Here is a 14974-nt window from a genome sequence, read left to right as displayed (position 1 = left end):
ACTGAAAGTAAATGTGAAAAAACGACATGGCATGACGAGTGCAATAGTATTTGGCAAGAAAAACAAATTCCGGCGTCACCCGCTGCCAACAACAACAACAGGCAGCCAGGCGTGACGGGGCCCGCCAAGCCGACAACAACAACACTCGCGGGCCGGCCACCGAGACACGACGACCGAACAACAACAATCCCGGACGCGTGTCACCCTCTCGAGCCAACAACAACAATCGCTCGAGGCACCGGAAGACCAGGACGCGACGCACCCGTCACGGCTGCCAACAAGAACAAGGGCCGACGAGGTGCACCCCCGGTAACAACACCAACAAGCCGGGGGGAGGCAATCCACTTGCCGTCGTGGTTGGATTATTGTTTTGAATACGAGGCGGTCACCTTCGGGAGCGCCAACAAGGACAACAACACTGCTTGCCTGAATCCTCCTTGGTGACTGTGGTGCGTATTCAAGGCGATGTGCCATCACGAAGAAGAACCAGCAGCACGGATGCTGCAAGACTCCTTGAGGGGGAGGCCGAGAGGCCTCCCCCTTCTACTGTGTGACCCCGCCGGCCGGCACGCACCTATGCAAGGTGCCGGGGGTCGGCTACACTCAAGCCTTTTCGCACCCCGCGAGTCGATATCGCCGCATGTTCAAAGGATTTACCCGCTTTCTGCAGAGTCCGGGCGAACGCCTGAAATCCCTGTTCGGCCCCGAGACCTCCTCCGGTGGCGGCCCCGAGCTGCGCATCATCCCCCGCCAGGAGCATCCGGTGTCGCGCCAGCACTTCAGCGACGCCGCCCTCAAGGTCCTCTATCGGCTGCACAACGCCGGCTACGAGGCCTACCTGGTGGGCGGCTGCATCCGCGACTCGCTGCTCGGGCGCATGCCCAAGGACTTCGACGTGGCCACCGATGCCACGCCGGAGCAGGTCAAGGAGCTGTTCCGCAACTCGCGGATCATCGGCCGGCGCTTCCGCATCGTCCACGTGCGCTTCGGACGCGAGGTGATCGAGGTCACCACCTTCCGCGGCAAGCCGGGCGACGATCACGGCGACCATATCGCCCAGCAGTCCGACGAGGGGCTGCTGCTGCGCGACAACGTCTGGGGCGACATCCAGGAGGATGCGCTGCGCCGCGACTTTACCATCAACGCCCTCTACTACAGCATCGCCGACTTCTCCATTCACGACTTCGCCGACGGCGTGCGTGACATCGAGGCGCGTACCCTGCGCCTGATCGGCGACCCGGCGACCCGCTACCGCGAGGACCCGGTGCGCATGCTGCGTGCGGTGCGCTTCGCCGCCAAGCTCGACTTCCACCTGGACCCGGCCACCGAGGCCCCGATCCACGAGCTCGCACCGCTGCTGCTGCAGATCCCGCCGGCGCGCCTGTTCGACGAGATCCTCAAGCTGTTCATGGGCGGCCACGGGCTGGAGACCTTCCACCTGCTGCGCCACTACGGCCTCTTCGCCATGCTGTTCCCCGAGGCCGATGAGGCCATGGCCGAGCTGCCCTGGGCCGAGCGCCTGGTCGAGCTGGCCCTGGAGAGCACCGACCGGCGCATCGCCGAGGAGCGCCCGGTCACCCCGGCGTTCCTGTTTGCCGCCCTGCTGTGGGGCCCCGTGCAGCTGCGCCAGGTCGCCCACGAGCGCGACGGCATGCCGCCGATCCCCGCCCTGCAGGCCGCCTCTCAGCAGGTGGTCTCGCGCCAGCTCCAGCACATCTCCATCCCCAAGCGCTTCAGCCTGCCGATGCGCGACATCTGGGACCTCCAGCAGCGCCTGCCGATGCGCCGCGGTCGCCGGGTCTACCAGACCCGTGAGCACCCCCGCTTCCGCGCCGCCTACGACCTGCTGCTGCTGCGCGAGGGAGCCGGCGAGCTCGCGCCAGGCCTCGGCGACTGGTGGACGGCGTTCCAGCAGGCCGACGAGCACGAACAGCGCCGCCTGCTCGACAAGGCCGGCGCCAACCCGGCCGGCAGCGGCGCGCCGCGCAAGCGCAAGCGTCGCCGCCGCAAGCCACGGGGCCCGTCGAGCGATTCATGAGCCTGCACCACGCCTGGATCGGCCTGGGCAGCAACCTCGAGGGGCCGCGCCGCCAGGTCGAACGGGCCCTCGAGGCCCTGGATCGCCTGCCCCTGACCCGCCTCGCAGTGGCGTCACGCCTCTACGCCAGTCGGCCCGTGGGGCCCCAGGACCAGCCCGACTTCATCAACGCCGTGGCGCGGCTCGAGACACGCCTCTCGCCGCTGGCGCTGCTGGACCAGCTCCAGGCGCTGGAGCAGCGGCACCGTCGCGTGCGCCGCCAGCACTGGGGGCCCCGCACCCTGGATCTGGATCTGCTACTTTTCGATGACCGCTGCCTTACGCTGCCGCGACTGACGGTGCCGCATCCCGAGATGACCCGACGCGCCTTCGTGCTGGTGCCCCTGGCGGAGCTGGCGCCGACGCTCGCACTGCCGGACGGCCGGCGCGTCGCCGAGCTGGCCGCACGCCTGGACGGGAGCGAGCGGGAACTGGTGTTACCCGACGCCTGAAACACTCGCAGAAGTGTTACCGGTCGACACGCCGAGGCGGTTCGGGTAACAATCGCAGGTTACACACGAGGGGGCGCGACGCCCGCCCGTCTCGACGACACGACGACGAGAGCACGCCATGAAAACCGTCACCCTGAGCACGCTGCAGGCCTTCAAGCGCAACGGCGAGCCCTTCAGCTGCCTGACCGCCTATGATGCCTCCTTCGCCCGGGCCGCCGGCGACGCCGGCATCGAGGTGCTGCTGGTGGGCGACTCCCTGGGCATGGTCCTGCAGGGGCATGCCAGTACCCTGCCGGTCACCCTGGACGAGATCTGCTACCACACCCGCTGCGTGGCCCGCGGCAAGGGGGCCAGCCTGCTGATGGTGGACCTGCCCTTCATGAGCAACTCGAGCACCGAGCGCCTGCTGCAGGACGCCGGCGAGCTGATGCGCGCCGGGGCCGAGCTGGTCAAGGTCGAGGGCGAGGCCTGGATGGCGGAGGGCATCCGCGAGCTGACTCGCCGCGGCGTGCCGGTCTGTGCACACCTGGGCCTCACTCCCCAGTCGGTCTACCAGCTGGGCGGCTACAAGGTCCAGGGCCGCGAGGCCGAGCGCGCCACCCAGATCCTCGAGGACGCCCGCACCCTGGTCGAGGCCGGCGCCTCGGTGATCCTGCTGGAGTGCGTGCCGGCCAGCCTCGGCCGCGCCGTCAGCGAGGCCCTGGAGGTGCCGGTGATCGGCATCGGGGCCGGGGCCGACACCGACGGCCAGATCCTGGTGATGCACGACGTGCTCGGCGTGACCCATGGCCGTACGCCCCGTTTCGTGAAGAACTTCATGGCGGAGGCGGACGACATCCAGGGCGCCTTCCGCCGCTACCATGACGAGGTGAAGGCCCGGCGCTTCCCGGCGGCCGAGCACTGCTTCTAGTCCCGGAGGCCCGCCATGCGCACCCTGAGAGAGATTCCCGCCCTGCGCGAGGCGCTGGACGACGTCCGGCGTCGTGGCGAGCGCATCGCGCTCGTTCCGACCATGGGTAACCTGCATGCCGGCCACCTGGCCCTGGTGGAAACCGCCCGCCAGCATGCCGAGGTGGTGATCGCCACCATCTTCGTCAATCCGATGCAGTTCGGTGCGGGGGAAGACCTGGACGCCTACCCGCGCACCCTGGCCGAGGATCAGGAGAAGCTCGAGGCCGTCGGCTGCGACCTGCTGTTCGCCCCCGAGACCGCCACCGTCTACCCCCGCGGGCTCGAGGCCCAGACGCGCATCGTGGTGCCCGACGTCACCGAGGGGCTGTGCGGCGCCTCCCGCCCCGGCCACTTCGATGGCGTCTCGACGGTGGTCGGCATGCTCTTCAACCTGGTGCAGCCCCATGTGGCCTGCTTCGGCGAGAAGGACTACCAGCAGCTGGCGGTGATCCGCCGCATGGTCGCCGACCTGCACTTCCCCATCGAGATCGTCGGCGTGCCCATCCAGCGGGCCGAGGATGGCCTGGCGCTCTCCTCGCGCAACGGCTACCTGGACGCCGCGCAGCGCGCCACCGCGCCGGCACTCTATCGGACCCTGTGCGAGCTGCGCGACACCCTGGAGGCCGGCGAAGCCCCCGGCGCCACCCTGGCCTGCGGCTATGCCCGCCTGCAGGAGGCCGGCTTCTCGCCGGACTACCTGGAGCTGCGCGCCGCCGACCTGGGCCCCGTCACGGAGGCGACCCGCGAGGCCGTTCTGCTGGTCGCCGCCCGCCTGGGCACGACCCGGCTGATCGACAACCTGACCCTGACCCTGCCGCGCTGACGCGCCGCCCATCCGCTACCGGAGGATCACGCTTCCATGTTCACCATCATGCTCAAGGCCAAGCTGCACATGGCCCGCGTCACCCATGCCGTGCTCAACTACGAGGGCTCCTGCGCCATCGACGGCGAGCTGCTCGACATGTCAGGCATCCGTGAGAACGAGCAGATCCAGATCTACAACGTCGAGAACGGCCAGCGATTCACCACCTACGCCATCCGCGCCGAGGAGGGCTCGAAGGTGATCTCCATCAACGGCGCCGCCGCCCACCTGGCCGGTCCCGGCGACCGGGTGATCATCTGCAGCTATGCCCACTACAGCGACGCCGAGCTGGAGAACCACCAGCCGGCGCTGGTCTACCTCCAGGAAGGCAACGCGGTCAGCCACACCAGCCACGCCATCCCCGTGCAGATGGCCTGAGCCCCGGGCCGGCCCCTCGCGGGTCGGCCATGCCCGCGGCCGGCACACGGCCTGCCACCCCGCCTGAATCGCCCCGCCCTGCCACTGTCCCTGACGCTGCCCGGCAACTTTGCCTCCTCTTGACCCATGGAAGCATTGCCGCGGCGCACAAGACTCCCCTATGCTGAGAGTCCCCGGTCATGTCCGGCTGCCGCGACAGGGCCGCAAGCTCGTCATCCGATTCAGGAGAACTCCCCCATGCAAGAAGTGGTGATCGTTGCCGCACGCCGCACCGCCGTCGGCTCCTTCGGCGGCTCACTGGCCGGTATTCCCGCCAGCGACCTGGGCGCCCTGGTGATCAAGGACATCCTGGCCTCCACCGGCGTGGCCGGCGACCAGGTCGACGAGGTGCTGCTCGGTCAGGTGCTGACCGCAGGCACAGGCCAGAACCCCGCCCGCCAGGCGGCCATCAAGGCCGGCCTGCCGGATGCCGTGCCCGCCATGACCATCAACAAGGTGTGCGGCTCCGGCCTCAAGGCCCTGCACCTGGCCACCCAGGCGATCCGCTGCGGTGACGCCGAGCTGATCCTGGCCGGCGGCCAGGAGAACATGTCCGCCTCGCCCCACGTGCTGCCCAACTCCCGCAACGGCCAGCGCATGGGCGACTGGAAGGCCGTGGACACCATGGTCCACGACGGCCTGTGGGACGCCTTCAACAACTACCACATGGGCATCACCGCCGAGAACCTGGCAGAGAAGTACGGTATCACCCGCGAGCAGATGGACGAGTTCGCCGCCGGCTCCCAGCAGAAGGCGGCCGCCGCCATCAAGGAGGGCAAGTTCAAGGGCCAGATCGTCCCGGTGGAGATTCCCCAGCGCAAGGGCGACCCGGTGGTCTTCGACAGCGACGAGGGACCGCGTGAGGTGACCGCCGAGAAGCTCGCCGGCATGCGTCCCGCCTTCAAGAAGGACGGCACCATCACCGCCGGCAACGCCTCCTCCATCAACGACGGCGCCGCCGTGGTGATGCTCTGCTCCGCCGAGAAGGCCAAGGCCCTGGGCCTCGAGCCCCTGGCGCGCATCAAGGCCTACAGCAATGCCGGCGTCGACCCGGCGATCATGGGCATCGGTCCGGCCCCGGCCACCCGCCGCTGCCTGGAAAAGGCCGGCTGGAGCCTGGACGACCTGGATCTGGTCGAGGCCAACGAGGCCTTCGCCGCCCAGGCGCTCTCGGTCAACAAGGAGCTCGGCTGGGATGTCAGCAAGGTCAACGTCAACGGCGGCGCCATCGCCATCGGCCACCCCATCGGCGCTTCCGGCTGCCGCATCCTGGTGACCCTGGTCCACGAGATGATCGCCAGGGATGCCAAGAAGGGCCTGGCCACCCTGTGCATCGGCGGTGGGCAAGGCGTGGCGCTGGCCATCGAGCGCTAATAGCGCCTAGCGCCTAGCGCCTAGCGCCTAGCGCCTAGCGCCTAGCAGACAGCGTGCCCCGGGATAGATGCCCGGGGCATGTTTTTCCGGGTAACAAAAAGAAACCGCCGCCAGGGCAGGTCCCTGGCGGCGGTTTTACCTTGCAGCTCGGTGCTTGGCGCTCGGCGCTTACAGCGCGGGCTCGGCGGCCTCCTCGGCCTCGAACGCCGCCTTCTCTTCCGGGGTGATCTCCTTGATGGTGAGCTTCACCCGGTTGCGGTTGTCGATGTCGAGCACCTTGACCACGATCTCGTCGCCCTCGTTGAGGAAGTCACGCACGTCGTTGACCCGCTCCGGGACGATCTGGGAGATGTGTACCAGGCCGTCGGTGCCCGGCATGATGTTGACGAAGGCGCCGAAGTCGGCGATGCGCACCACCTTGCCGCGGTAGAGCTTGCCGATCTCCGCCTCGGCGGTGATCGCCAGCACGGTGTCGATGGCCTTCTTGGCCGCCGCCTTGTCCTCGGCGTAGATGCGCACGGTGCCGTCGTCGTCCAGGTCGATGGAGGCGCCGGTATCCTCGCAGATCTTGCGGATGGTGGCGCCGCCCTTGCCGATCACGTCGCGGATCTTGTCCGGGTCGATCTTGATGGTGGCCATGGAGGGGGCGTTCTCGGAGACCTCGGCACGGCTCTGGCCGATCACTGCGTTCATCTGCTCGAGGATGTTCAGGCGCGCCTCGAGGGCCTGCTGCAGCGCCTGCTCCATGATCTCCTCGTTGATGCCCTCGATCTTGATGTCCATCTGCAGGGCGGTGACGCCCTCGGAGGAACCGGCCACCTTGAAGTCCATGTCGCCGAGGTGGTCCTCGTCACCGAGGATGTCGGTCAGCACGGCAAAGCCGTCCTGGTCCTTGACCAGACCCATGGCGATGCCCGCCACCGGGGCCTTCATCGGCACGCCGGCATCCATCAGCGCCAGCGAGGCGCCGCACACCGAGGCCATCGAGCTGGAGCCGTTGGACTCAGTGATCTCGGAGACCACGCGGATGGTGTAGGGGAACTCCGCCTCGTCGGGCAGCATCGCCTGCACGCCGCGGCGCGCCAGCCGGCCGTGGCCGATCTCGCGACGCTTCGGGCCGCCCATGAAGCCGGCCTCGCCCACGCTGTAGGGCGGGAAGTTGTAGTGCAGCAGGAAGCGATCCTTGCGCTCACCCTCCAGCGACTCGATCAGCTGGGCGTCGCGCAGGGTGCCCAGGGTGGCGATGACGATCGCCTGGGTCTCGCCGCGGGTAAAGATCGACGAGCCGTGAGTCTTGGGCAGGCTGCCCACCTCGATAGCCAGCGGACGCACGGTCTTCAGGTCGCGGCCGTCGATGCGCGGCTCGCCCTTGACCACGCGATGGCGCACCACGCGCTTCTCGAGACCCGAGAAGGCGCCCTTGACGTCATCGGCGTCGTACTTGCCTTCCTCCTCGCCGGCCAGCTGCTCGACGGCCTCGGCCTTGAGCGCGGAGAGCGCATCCTGGCGGGCCATCTTGTCGGTGATGCGGTAGGCCTCGCCGATCCTGGCCTCGAACGCCTCGGCGACGGCGGACTTGAGCGCGGTGTTCTCCGCCGGGGGCTGCCAGTCCCACTTCGGCTTGCCCGCCTCGGCGGCCAGCTCGTTGATCGCCTTGATGGCGACCTGCATCTCCATGTGCCCGTAGAGCACGGCGCCGAGCATCTCGTCCTCGAGCAGCTCCTTGGCCTCGGACTCCACCATCAGCACCGCCTTCTCGGTGCCGGCCACGACCATGTCCAGCTCGGAGCTGGCCAGATCTTCGACGGTGGGGTTGAGGAAGTAGCCCTTCTCCTCGGTGAAGCCGACACGAGCGGCACCGATGGGCCCGTTGAACGGCACGCCGGAGATGGCCAGGGCCGCGGAGGTGCCGAGCAGCGCCGCGATATCCGGGTCATGGTTGCGGTCGGTGGAGAGCACCGTGCAGACCACCTGGACCTCGTTCATGAAGCCCTTGGGGAACAGCGGGCGGATCGGGCGGTCGATCAGCCGCGAGGTGAGGGTCTCCTTCTCGGTGGGGCGCCCCTCGCGCTTGAAGAAGCCGCCGGGGATCTTGCCGACCGCGTAGGTCTTCTCCTGATAGAACACCCCCAGCGGGAAGAAGGGCTGGGCAGGATTGGCCTCTTTCTTTGCCACCACGGTGCACAGCACCACGGTGTCGTCCATGGTGACCATCACGGCACCGGTGGCCTGGCGGGCGATGCGCCCGGTTTCCAGGGTGACGGTGCTGCGACCGTACTGAAATGTCTTCTTGACCGGATTCACGGCGACTTCCTTCAATATCTACTTTTCTGTGTTGGGGTCGTTTTGACTCGGCGACCATTTTAGGGGTTGACGCGCCCCGCGGCCACCGGATAGCGACATTTCCGCCCCACAGACGCAAAACGGGCAGCCCGAAGGCTGCCCGTTTGCGTACCGCGCGGGGTGGGTCGCTTAGCGACGCAGGCCCAGGCGCTGGATCAGCGACTGATAGCGCTCGAAATCCTTGCGCTTCAGGTAGTCCAGCAGCTTGCGGCGCTGGTTGACCATGCGGATCAGGCCACGACGGGAGTGGTGATCCTGCTTGTTGGTCTTGAAGTGGTCCTGCAGGCCATCGATGTTGGCGCTCAGCAGGGCTACCTGCACTTCGGGGGAACCGGTGTCGTTCTCGCCACGACCGTACTCGCTGACGATTGCGGACTTCTGCTCGGCTGTCAGTGCCATCTGTCTCTCCAGTAAGCAATATGCCTGAATAATGAGTGTGTGAGACCACGCATATTTGCAGTCTCGGGCGTCTCTCCCTTCAATCGGCTGCGCTGCTCAGCAGCCGTTTCGGTGCCACCTCCTGTGGCCCCGCCACCACGCCGAGGCCCAGGAAGGCCCCGTCGCAGTAGAGTCTTGCCGTCTCGCCCCCGGCCAGCTCGCCGGTCTCGACCCGGGCCGACTGGCCATGGGTCAGGCGGCCGCCCGCCGTGCCCTCGACCTCGAGCCGCGGCAGGTGGTCGACCAGCACGTCGACGGGCAGCAGCACCGCCTCGCGCTCGGCCTGGCCGGGCAGGGCCTCCAGCGCGTCGAGGGTCAGCATGCCCTCGCTCGTGAAGGGGCCCGTCGCCAGGCGGCGCAGCGCGCTGATGTGCGCCCCGCAGCCCAGCGCCTGGCCGATGTCCTCGGCCAGGGTACGGATGTAGGTGCCCTTGCTGCAGCGCACTTCGAGGTCGAAGGCGGTGTCGGCAAGGGCAAGAAGGCGCGCATCATACACCGTCACGCGCCGGGCTGCACGCTCGATCGACTTGCCCTCGCGGGCCAGCTCGTAGAGCTTGCGCCCCTGATGCTTGAGTGCCGAATACATCGGCGGCACCTGATCGATCTCGCCGCGGAAGCGCTCCAGCACCCCCTCGACGTCGGCCGCGGTGAGCCGTGGCACCTCGCGGTGCTCGACCACCTCGCCCTCGGCATCACCGGTGTCGGTGATCACCCCGAGCTCGACCCGGGTGCGGTAGACCTTGTCGGCCGCCAGCAGGTGGGCGGAAAACTTGGTCGCCTCGCCGAAGCAGACCGGCAGCAGCCCGGTGGCCATGGGGTCGAGGGTCCCGGTATGCCCCGCCTTCTGCGCCTGGAACAGGCGCCGGGCGCGCTGCAGGGCGTGGTTGCTGGAGAGGCCCTTCGGCTTGTCCAGCAGCAGCACCCCGTTGACCGGCAGGCCACGACGCCGACGCGCCATCAGTCGCGCCCGCTGTCGCTGCCGGGGCCGCCGCCGTCAGGCTCGCCACCCTCCTCGGCATGACGGGAACGGTCACTCTGCACCGCCTCGTCGATCAGCGAGGAGAGCCGCTGGCCACGCACCACGCTCTCGTCGTAGTGGAAGCGCAGCTCCGGCACATGACGCAGCTTGATCCGCCGGGCGATCTGGCCGCGCAGGAAACCGGCGGCCTGCTTGAGAACCTTGAGGTTCTCCTTGATCCGCTCCGGCGTGTCCTCGCCCAGCAGGGTCACGTGGACGTCGGCGTAGCCGAGGTCACGACTGACCTCGACGCCGCTCACCGTCACCATGCCCAGGCGCGGGTCCTTGACCTCACGCTGGATGAGCACCGCCAGCTCCTTCTGGAGCTGGTCGGCCACCCGGTCGGTTCGCTTGAACTCGCGCATGAACGACTCCTGGCCCCCTTAGAGGGTCCGCTCGACCTTGACCTGGTCGAAGACCTCGATCTTGTCGCCGACCTGGACATCGTTGTAGTTCTTCACGCCGATGCCGCACTCCATGCCGTTGCGCACTTCCTGGACGTCGTCCTTGAAGCGGCGCAGCGACTCGAGCTCGCCCTCGTAGATGACCACGTTGTCGCGCAGCACGCGGATCTTCTTGTTGCGGTGCACGGTACCCTCGACGACCATGCAGCCGGCCACTGCGCCGATCTTCGGCGCGCGGAAGACGTCGCGGACCTCGGCCACGCCGACGATCTCCTCCTTCCACTCCGGCGCCAGCATGCCGCTCATCGCCTGCTTGACCTCGTCGATCAGCTGGTAGATGACGCTGTAGTAGCGCAGGTCGAGGCCTTCGCGCTCGATGATCTCGCGGGCGGCGGCGTCGGCACGCACGTTGAAGCCGACCACGATGGCCTCGGAGGCCAGCGCCAGGTTGGCGTCGGTGCCGGTGATGCCGCCGACCCCGGAGGAGACCACGGCCACCTGCACCTCGTCGGTGGAGAGCTCCTCCAGCGCGCCCTTGATGGCCTCCAGGGAGCCCTGGACGTCGGCCTTGAGCACGATGTTGACCTTGGCCACCTCGTCCTGGCCCATCTGGCTGAACATGTTCTCCAGCTTGGCCTTCTGCTGGCGGGCCAGGCGCACCTCGCGGTACTTGCCCTGACGGAAGTTGGCGACCTCGCGGGCCTTCTTCTCGTCGGCCACGACCATGAAGTCGTCACCGGCATCCGGGGTGCCGTCGAGGCCCTGGATCTCCACCGGCATGGCCGGCCCGACCTCGTCGACCTGCTTGCCCAGCTCGTTGGTCAGCGCACGCACCCGGCCGTAATGCAGGCCGGCGAGCACGATGTCGCCCTTCTTCAGGGTGCCGTTCTGGACCAGCACGGTGGCCACCGGGCCGCGGCCCTTGTCCAGGCGCGACTCGACCACCACGCCCTTGCCGGGCGCCTCGGGCACGGCCTTCAGCTCGAGCACCTCGGAGACCAGCAGCACGGCCTCGATCAGGTCGTCGATGCCCTCGCCGGTCTTGGCGGAGACGTTGACGAACTGGGTGTCGCCACCCCAGTCCTCGGAGATGACCCCGTGCTGGGAAAGCTCGTTCCTCACCCGGTCCAGGTCGGCCCCCGGCTTGTCGATCTTGTTGACCGCCACCACCATGGGGACCTCGGCGGCCCGGGAGTGCTCGATCGCCTCGATGGTCTGGGGCATGACGCCGTCATCGGCCGCCACCACCAGGATGACCACGTCGGTGGCCTTGGCACCGCGGGCACGCATGGCGGTGAACGCCGCGTGGCCGGGGGTGTCCAGGAAGGTCACGCCGCCGTGCTCGCCCTCGACGTGGTAGGCGCCGATGTGCTGGGTGATGCCGCCGGCCTCGCCGGTGGCGACCTTGGCCTTGCGGATGTAGTCGAGCAGCGAGGTCTTGCCATGGTCGACGTGGCCCATCACGGTGACCACCGGCGAGCGGGTGATCTCCTCGCCCTCGTAGGAGATGCCTTCGAGCATCTCGGTCTCGAGGGCGTCATCCTTGATCAGCTTGGGCTTGTGGCCCATCTCCTCGACCACGATGGCCGCGGTGTCCTGATCGATGGTCTGGTTGATGGTCACCGCCGCGCCCATGGTGAACATGGCCTTGATGACCTCGTTCGCCTTGATCGACATCTTGTCGGCCAGGTCGGCGACGCTGATCGACTCGGGGATCGAGACCTCGCGGACGATCGGCTGGGTCGGCTTCTGGAAGCCGTGCTTGCCGCCGCCCTGGGAGCCGCCGCGACGACCGCCACGGCGCTCGGCGCGCTTGACCTTCTTGCCGCCGCGACGGCGCTCCTCGCGATCACCGCGGTCGTCGTCCTCACGCTCGTGGCGCCCCTTCTTGGCGGCGGCCTTCTTGGGCGGTGCGGTACGACGGTCGGAGCGACCCTCCTTGGGCGGCGCGGGCGGCTCGTCGCCGGCCGGCTGCTCGACCAGTTCCGGCACCGGAATCTGCGGCTCGACGGCGGCCTTCTCGGCCTCGAGCTTGGCCGCGGCCTCGCGGGCGGCGTCCTCGGCGGCGCGCGCCTTGGCTTCCTCGGCCTCGCGGGCCTCCTGCTCGGCACGGGCCTGCTGGGAGTCGGCCATGTCGCCGACCAGCTGGCGCGGCCCGGCGTCTTCCACCGGCTCCGGCTTGGCCTCTTCCTCGGAGCGCTTCACGTAGGTGCGCTTCTTGCGCACCTGCACCTCGATGGTCTTGCCACGCTCGCCGGTCTTGATGCGGCTGCGCGTCTTGCGAGTCAGGGTGATGCGATTCTTGGCACCGGCCCCGTCGCCGCCATGGCTCTTGGTGAGATAGTCGAGCAGCTGGCGCTTGTCCTCCTCGGACACCGCATCAGCCTCGGACTTGTGGCCGAGACCGGCCTCTTTCATCTGTTCCAGCAGGCGAGGCACATCGCGCCCCACCTTCGCTGCGAAATCCTTAACGGTCATTTCTGACATTACGACCCTCCTGAGCCCGTGACCCCAATTCTGTTCGCTACCGAATATTTCACTGACCCGGGACTCCCGGTGTCGAGCGCTTCGCTACGGAACCTGTCTCCTCAGCGCTATTCGCTATCGAGCTATTCGTTATCGAACCAGGGCGCACGAGCAGTCATGATCAGTGCCGCGGCGCGCTCCTCGTCCATCCCTTCGATGTCCATCAGATCATCGACCGACTGCTCGGCGAGATCCTCCATGGTGACGATCCCACGGCTGGCCAGGATGAAGGCCAGGTGGCGCTCCATGCCGTCCATCTCCAGCAGGTCGTCGGCCGGCTGGGCACCGTCGAGCTGCTCCTCGGAGGCGATGGCCAGGTTGAGCAATTCGTCCTTGGCGCGAGCGCGCAGCTCCTCGATGGTCTCCTCGTCGAACTCCTCGATCTCGAGCATCTCCTCGACCGGGACGTAGGCGATCTCCTCCAGGGAGGTGAAGCCCTCCTCCACCAGCAGCCGGGCGACGTCATCGTCGATGTCCAGGTGCTGGATGAAGTGTTCGACCAGGCTGTCGATCTCCTGGTCGCGCTTGGCCTCGGCCTCGTCCTCGGTCATGACGTTGATCCGCCAGCCGGTGAGCTCGGACGCCAGGCGCACGTTCTGGCCGCTGCGGCCGATGGCCTGGGCCAGGTTGTCCTCGGCGACGGCCACGTCCATGGCGTGGGCATCCTCGTCGACGAGGATCGAGGCGACATCCGCCGGCGCCATGGCGTTGATCACCAGCTGGGCGGGGTTGTCGTCCCACAGCACGATGTCCACGCGCTCGTTCTGCAGCTCCGAGGAGACCGCCTGGACGCGAGAACCGCGCATGCCGACGCAGGCGCCCACCGGGTCGATGCGCCGGTCATTGGTCTTGACCGCGATCTTGGCCCGCGAGCCCGGGTCGCGGGCCGCGCCCTTGATCTCGATGAGCTGCTCGGCGATCTCCGGCACCTCGATGCTGAACAGCTCGATGATCAGCTCCGGGCAGGTGCGCGACAGGATCAGCTGGGCACCGCGGGCCTCGGCGTCGACCTTGACCAGCAGGGCGCGGACCCGCTCGTTCATGCGGTAGCGTTCGCCGGGGATCATCTCGCTGCGCGGCAGGAACGCCTCGGCGTTGTCGCCGAGATCGATGATCAGCCCGTCGCGCGTCGTCTTCTTGACGATACCGGAGACCAGCTCGCCCTCGCGGTCGGCGTAGAGGCGCACCACCTCGGCGCGCTCCGCCTCGCGCACCTTCTGCACGATGACCTGCTTGGCGGTCTGGGCGGCGATCCGGCCGAAGTCGGCGTTCTCGATCTTCTCCTCCACCACGTCACCCAGCCCCAGGGGCGGGTCACGGCGCTCGGCAAAGGAGAGCTTGATCTGGGCATCGGGCCCGTCGAAGTCGTCGTCCTCCACGACCTCCCAGCGGCGGAAGGTCTCGTAGTCGCCGGTGGTGCGGTCGATGTGCACCCGCACGCTGGCTTCCTCGTCCTCGAAACGCTTGCGGGACGCGCTGGCCAGGGCCGCTTCGACGGCCTCGAAGATCACCTCGCGGGGGACCCCCTTCTCGTTGGAGATCGCATCGACGACCGTCAGAATCTCTTTACTCATGCCATTGCCTCGCCAGAAAACCTGTCCTCGAGCTTCATGCTCATTCGCCACCCTCGGCCAGCGGCCTAGTCCTCGAACCGCGGCACCACGTGTGCCTGGTCGATGCTGTCGATGGGGAAGCAGTACTCCTCGCCGTCGAGCTGCAGCAGCACCTCGTCGCCCTCGGTGCCGGCCAGCAGCCCCTGGAACTTGCGCCGCCCGTCGAAGGGCGTGCGCAGCCGGATCGCCACCTCGTGGCCCTGATAGCGGGCGAACTGATCGAGGGTGTAGAGCGGCCGGTCCATGCCCGGGGAGGAGACTTCGAGGCGATACTCGCCGCGAATCGGATCCTCGACGTCGAACACGGCGCTCACCTGGCGGCTGATGTCGGCGCAGTCGTCGACGCTCACGCCGTCCTCGTGATCGATGTAGATCACCAGGCGCGAGTGCTTGCCCTGGGACAGGAAGTCGACGCCCCACAGCTCGAAGCCCATGGCCGTGACCACGGGTTCGATCAGCGCGTGCAGTGCAGCATCCTTGATTGCCACGGAATAAGCTC

Annotated in this window: 13 protein-coding genes; 6 read left to right on the top strand and 7 right to left on the bottom strand. The window is 67.9% G+C overall.

The features are described from left to right. Window positions 1–640 precede the first annotated feature (640 nt). The 6 genes from pcnB to NFC98_RS00935 all read left to right on the top strand — a co-directional run bounded on the left by pcnB (window position 641) and on the right by NFC98_RS00935 (window position 6133). A complete protein-coding gene (pcnB, locus tag NFC98_RS00960; RefSeq protein ID WP_254276395.1) occupies window positions 641–2038 on the top strand; it encodes a polynucleotide adenylyltransferase PcnB in 1398 nt (465 codons plus the stop codon). Continuing rightward, window positions 2035–2529, top strand: coding sequence for a 2-amino-4-hydroxy-6-hydroxymethyldihydropteridine diphosphokinase (gene folK / locus NFC98_RS00955; protein WP_254276394.1), 495 nt, complete (start codon window positions 2035–2037; stop codon window positions 2527–2529). The genes pcnB and folK overlap by 4 nt, the downstream gene beginning before the upstream one ends. Before the next feature lie 118 nt (window positions 2530–2647). Next, entirely contained in the window at window positions 2648–3439 is a 792-nt protein-coding gene (gene panB, locus NFC98_RS00950) for a 3-methyl-2-oxobutanoate hydroxymethyltransferase (protein WP_254276393.1), read from the top strand. A gap of 15 nt (window positions 3440–3454) precedes the next feature. Beyond that, entirely contained in the window at window positions 3455–4303 is an 849-nt protein-coding gene (gene panC, locus NFC98_RS00945; RefSeq protein WP_254276392.1) for a pantoate--beta-alanine ligase, read from the top strand. A 36-nt stretch (window positions 4304–4339) separates the two neighbouring features. Continuing rightward, window positions 4340–4720: an aspartate 1-decarboxylase gene (gene panD, locus NFC98_RS00940; protein ID WP_183330962.1), complete on the top strand. Its 381-nt coding sequence runs from the start codon at window positions 4340–4342 to the stop codon at window positions 4718–4720. 237 nt (window positions 4721–4957) lie between these two features. Next, window positions 4958–6133, top strand: a complete 1176-nt coding sequence (locus NFC98_RS00935; RefSeq protein ID WP_254276391.1) for an acetyl-CoA C-acetyltransferase — start codon at window positions 4958–4960, stop codon at window positions 6131–6133. A gap of 168 nt (window positions 6134–6301) precedes the next feature. Here the strand turns inward: NFC98_RS00935 and pnp are convergent, their stop codons facing one another. The 7 genes from pnp to rimP form a co-directional block, all read right to left on the bottom strand. Beyond that, a complete protein-coding gene (gene pnp, locus NFC98_RS00930) occupies window positions 6302–8437 on the bottom strand; it encodes a polyribonucleotide nucleotidyltransferase (protein ID WP_254276390.1) in 2136 nt (711 codons plus the stop codon). Window positions 8438–8605: 168 nt separating this feature from the next. Continuing rightward, the gene (gene rpsO, locus NFC98_RS00925) at window positions 8606–8875 is read right to left on the bottom strand and encodes a 30S ribosomal protein S15 (protein WP_254276389.1); all 270 of its coding nucleotides are present in this window, start codon (window positions 8873–8875) and stop codon (window positions 8606–8608) included. A 79-nt stretch (window positions 8876–8954) separates the two neighbouring features. After that, entirely contained in the window at window positions 8955–9872 is a 918-nt protein-coding gene (gene truB / locus NFC98_RS00920; RefSeq protein ID WP_254276388.1) for a tRNA pseudouridine(55) synthase TruB, read from the bottom strand. Then, on the bottom strand, window positions 9872–10297 hold the full coding sequence (rbfA, locus tag NFC98_RS00915) for a 30S ribosome-binding factor RbfA (protein ID WP_254276387.1): 426 nt from the start codon (window positions 10295–10297) through the stop codon (window positions 9872–9874). The genes truB and rbfA overlap by 1 nt, the downstream gene beginning before the upstream one ends. An 18-nt stretch (window positions 10298–10315) precedes the next feature. Then, a complete protein-coding gene (gene infB, locus NFC98_RS00910; RefSeq protein ID WP_254276386.1) occupies window positions 10316–12823 on the bottom strand; it encodes a translation initiation factor IF-2 in 2508 nt (835 codons plus the stop codon). 122 nt (window positions 12824–12945) lie between these two features. Continuing rightward, window positions 12946–14436, bottom strand: a complete 1491-nt coding sequence (nusA, locus tag NFC98_RS00905) for a transcription termination factor NusA (RefSeq protein ID WP_183330956.1) — start codon at window positions 14434–14436, stop codon at window positions 12946–12948. 65 nt (window positions 14437–14501) lie between these two features. Continuing rightward, entirely contained in the window at window positions 14502–14963 is a 462-nt protein-coding gene (gene rimP / locus NFC98_RS00900; protein WP_254276385.1) for a ribosome maturation factor RimP, read from the bottom strand. Window positions 14964–14974 lie beyond the last annotated feature (11 nt).

This window comes from Halomonas sp. 3H, assembly GCF_024206005.1.
GTDB classification, from domain to species: Bacteria; Pseudomonadota; Gammaproteobacteria; order Pseudomonadales; family Halomonadaceae; genus Halomonas; species Halomonas campaniensis.
The sequence above is the reverse complement of the archived record's forward strand: the minus strand, read 5'-3'. Positions and strand labels throughout refer to the sequence as shown.

Excerpts from the sequence above, each read along its gene's own strand:
- pcnB (WP_254276395.1), top strand. The coding sequence starts at position 641 with ATGTTCAAAGGATTTACCCGCTTTCTGCAGAGTCCGGGCGAACGCCTG.
- folK (WP_254276394.1), top strand. The coding sequence starts at position 2,035 with ATGAGCCTGCACCACGCCTGGATCGGCCTGGGCAGCAACCTCGAGGGG.
- panB (WP_254276393.1), top strand. The coding sequence starts at position 2,648 with ATGAAAACCGTCACCCTGAGCACGCTGCAGGCCTTCAAGCGCAACGGC.
- panC (WP_254276392.1), top strand. The coding sequence starts at position 3,455 with ATGCGCACCCTGAGAGAGATTCCCGCCCTGCGCGAGGCGCTGGACGAC.
- panD (WP_183330962.1), top strand. The coding sequence starts at position 4,340 with ATGTTCACCATCATGCTCAAGGCCAAGCTGCACATGGCCCGCGTCACC.
- NFC98_RS00935 (WP_254276391.1), top strand. The coding sequence starts at position 4,958 with ATGCAAGAAGTGGTGATCGTTGCCGCACGCCGCACCGCCGTCGGCTCC.
- rpsO (WP_254276389.1), bottom strand. The coding sequence starts at position 8,875 with ATGGCACTGACAGCCGAGCAGAAGTCCGCAATCGTCAGCGAGTACGGT.
- truB (WP_254276388.1), bottom strand. The coding sequence starts at position 9,872 with ATGGCGCGTCGGCGTCGTGGCCTGCCGGTCAACGGGGTGCTGCTGCTG.
- rbfA (WP_254276387.1), bottom strand. The coding sequence starts at position 10,297 with ATGCGCGAGTTCAAGCGAACCGACCGGGTGGCCGACCAGCTCCAGAAG.
- infB (WP_254276386.1), bottom strand. The coding sequence starts at position 12,823 with ATGTCAGAAATGACCGTTAAGGATTTCGCAGCGAAGGTGGGGCGCGAT.
- nusA (WP_183330956.1), bottom strand. The coding sequence starts at position 14,436 with ATGAGTAAAGAGATTCTGACGGTCGTCGATGCGATCTCCAACGAGAAG.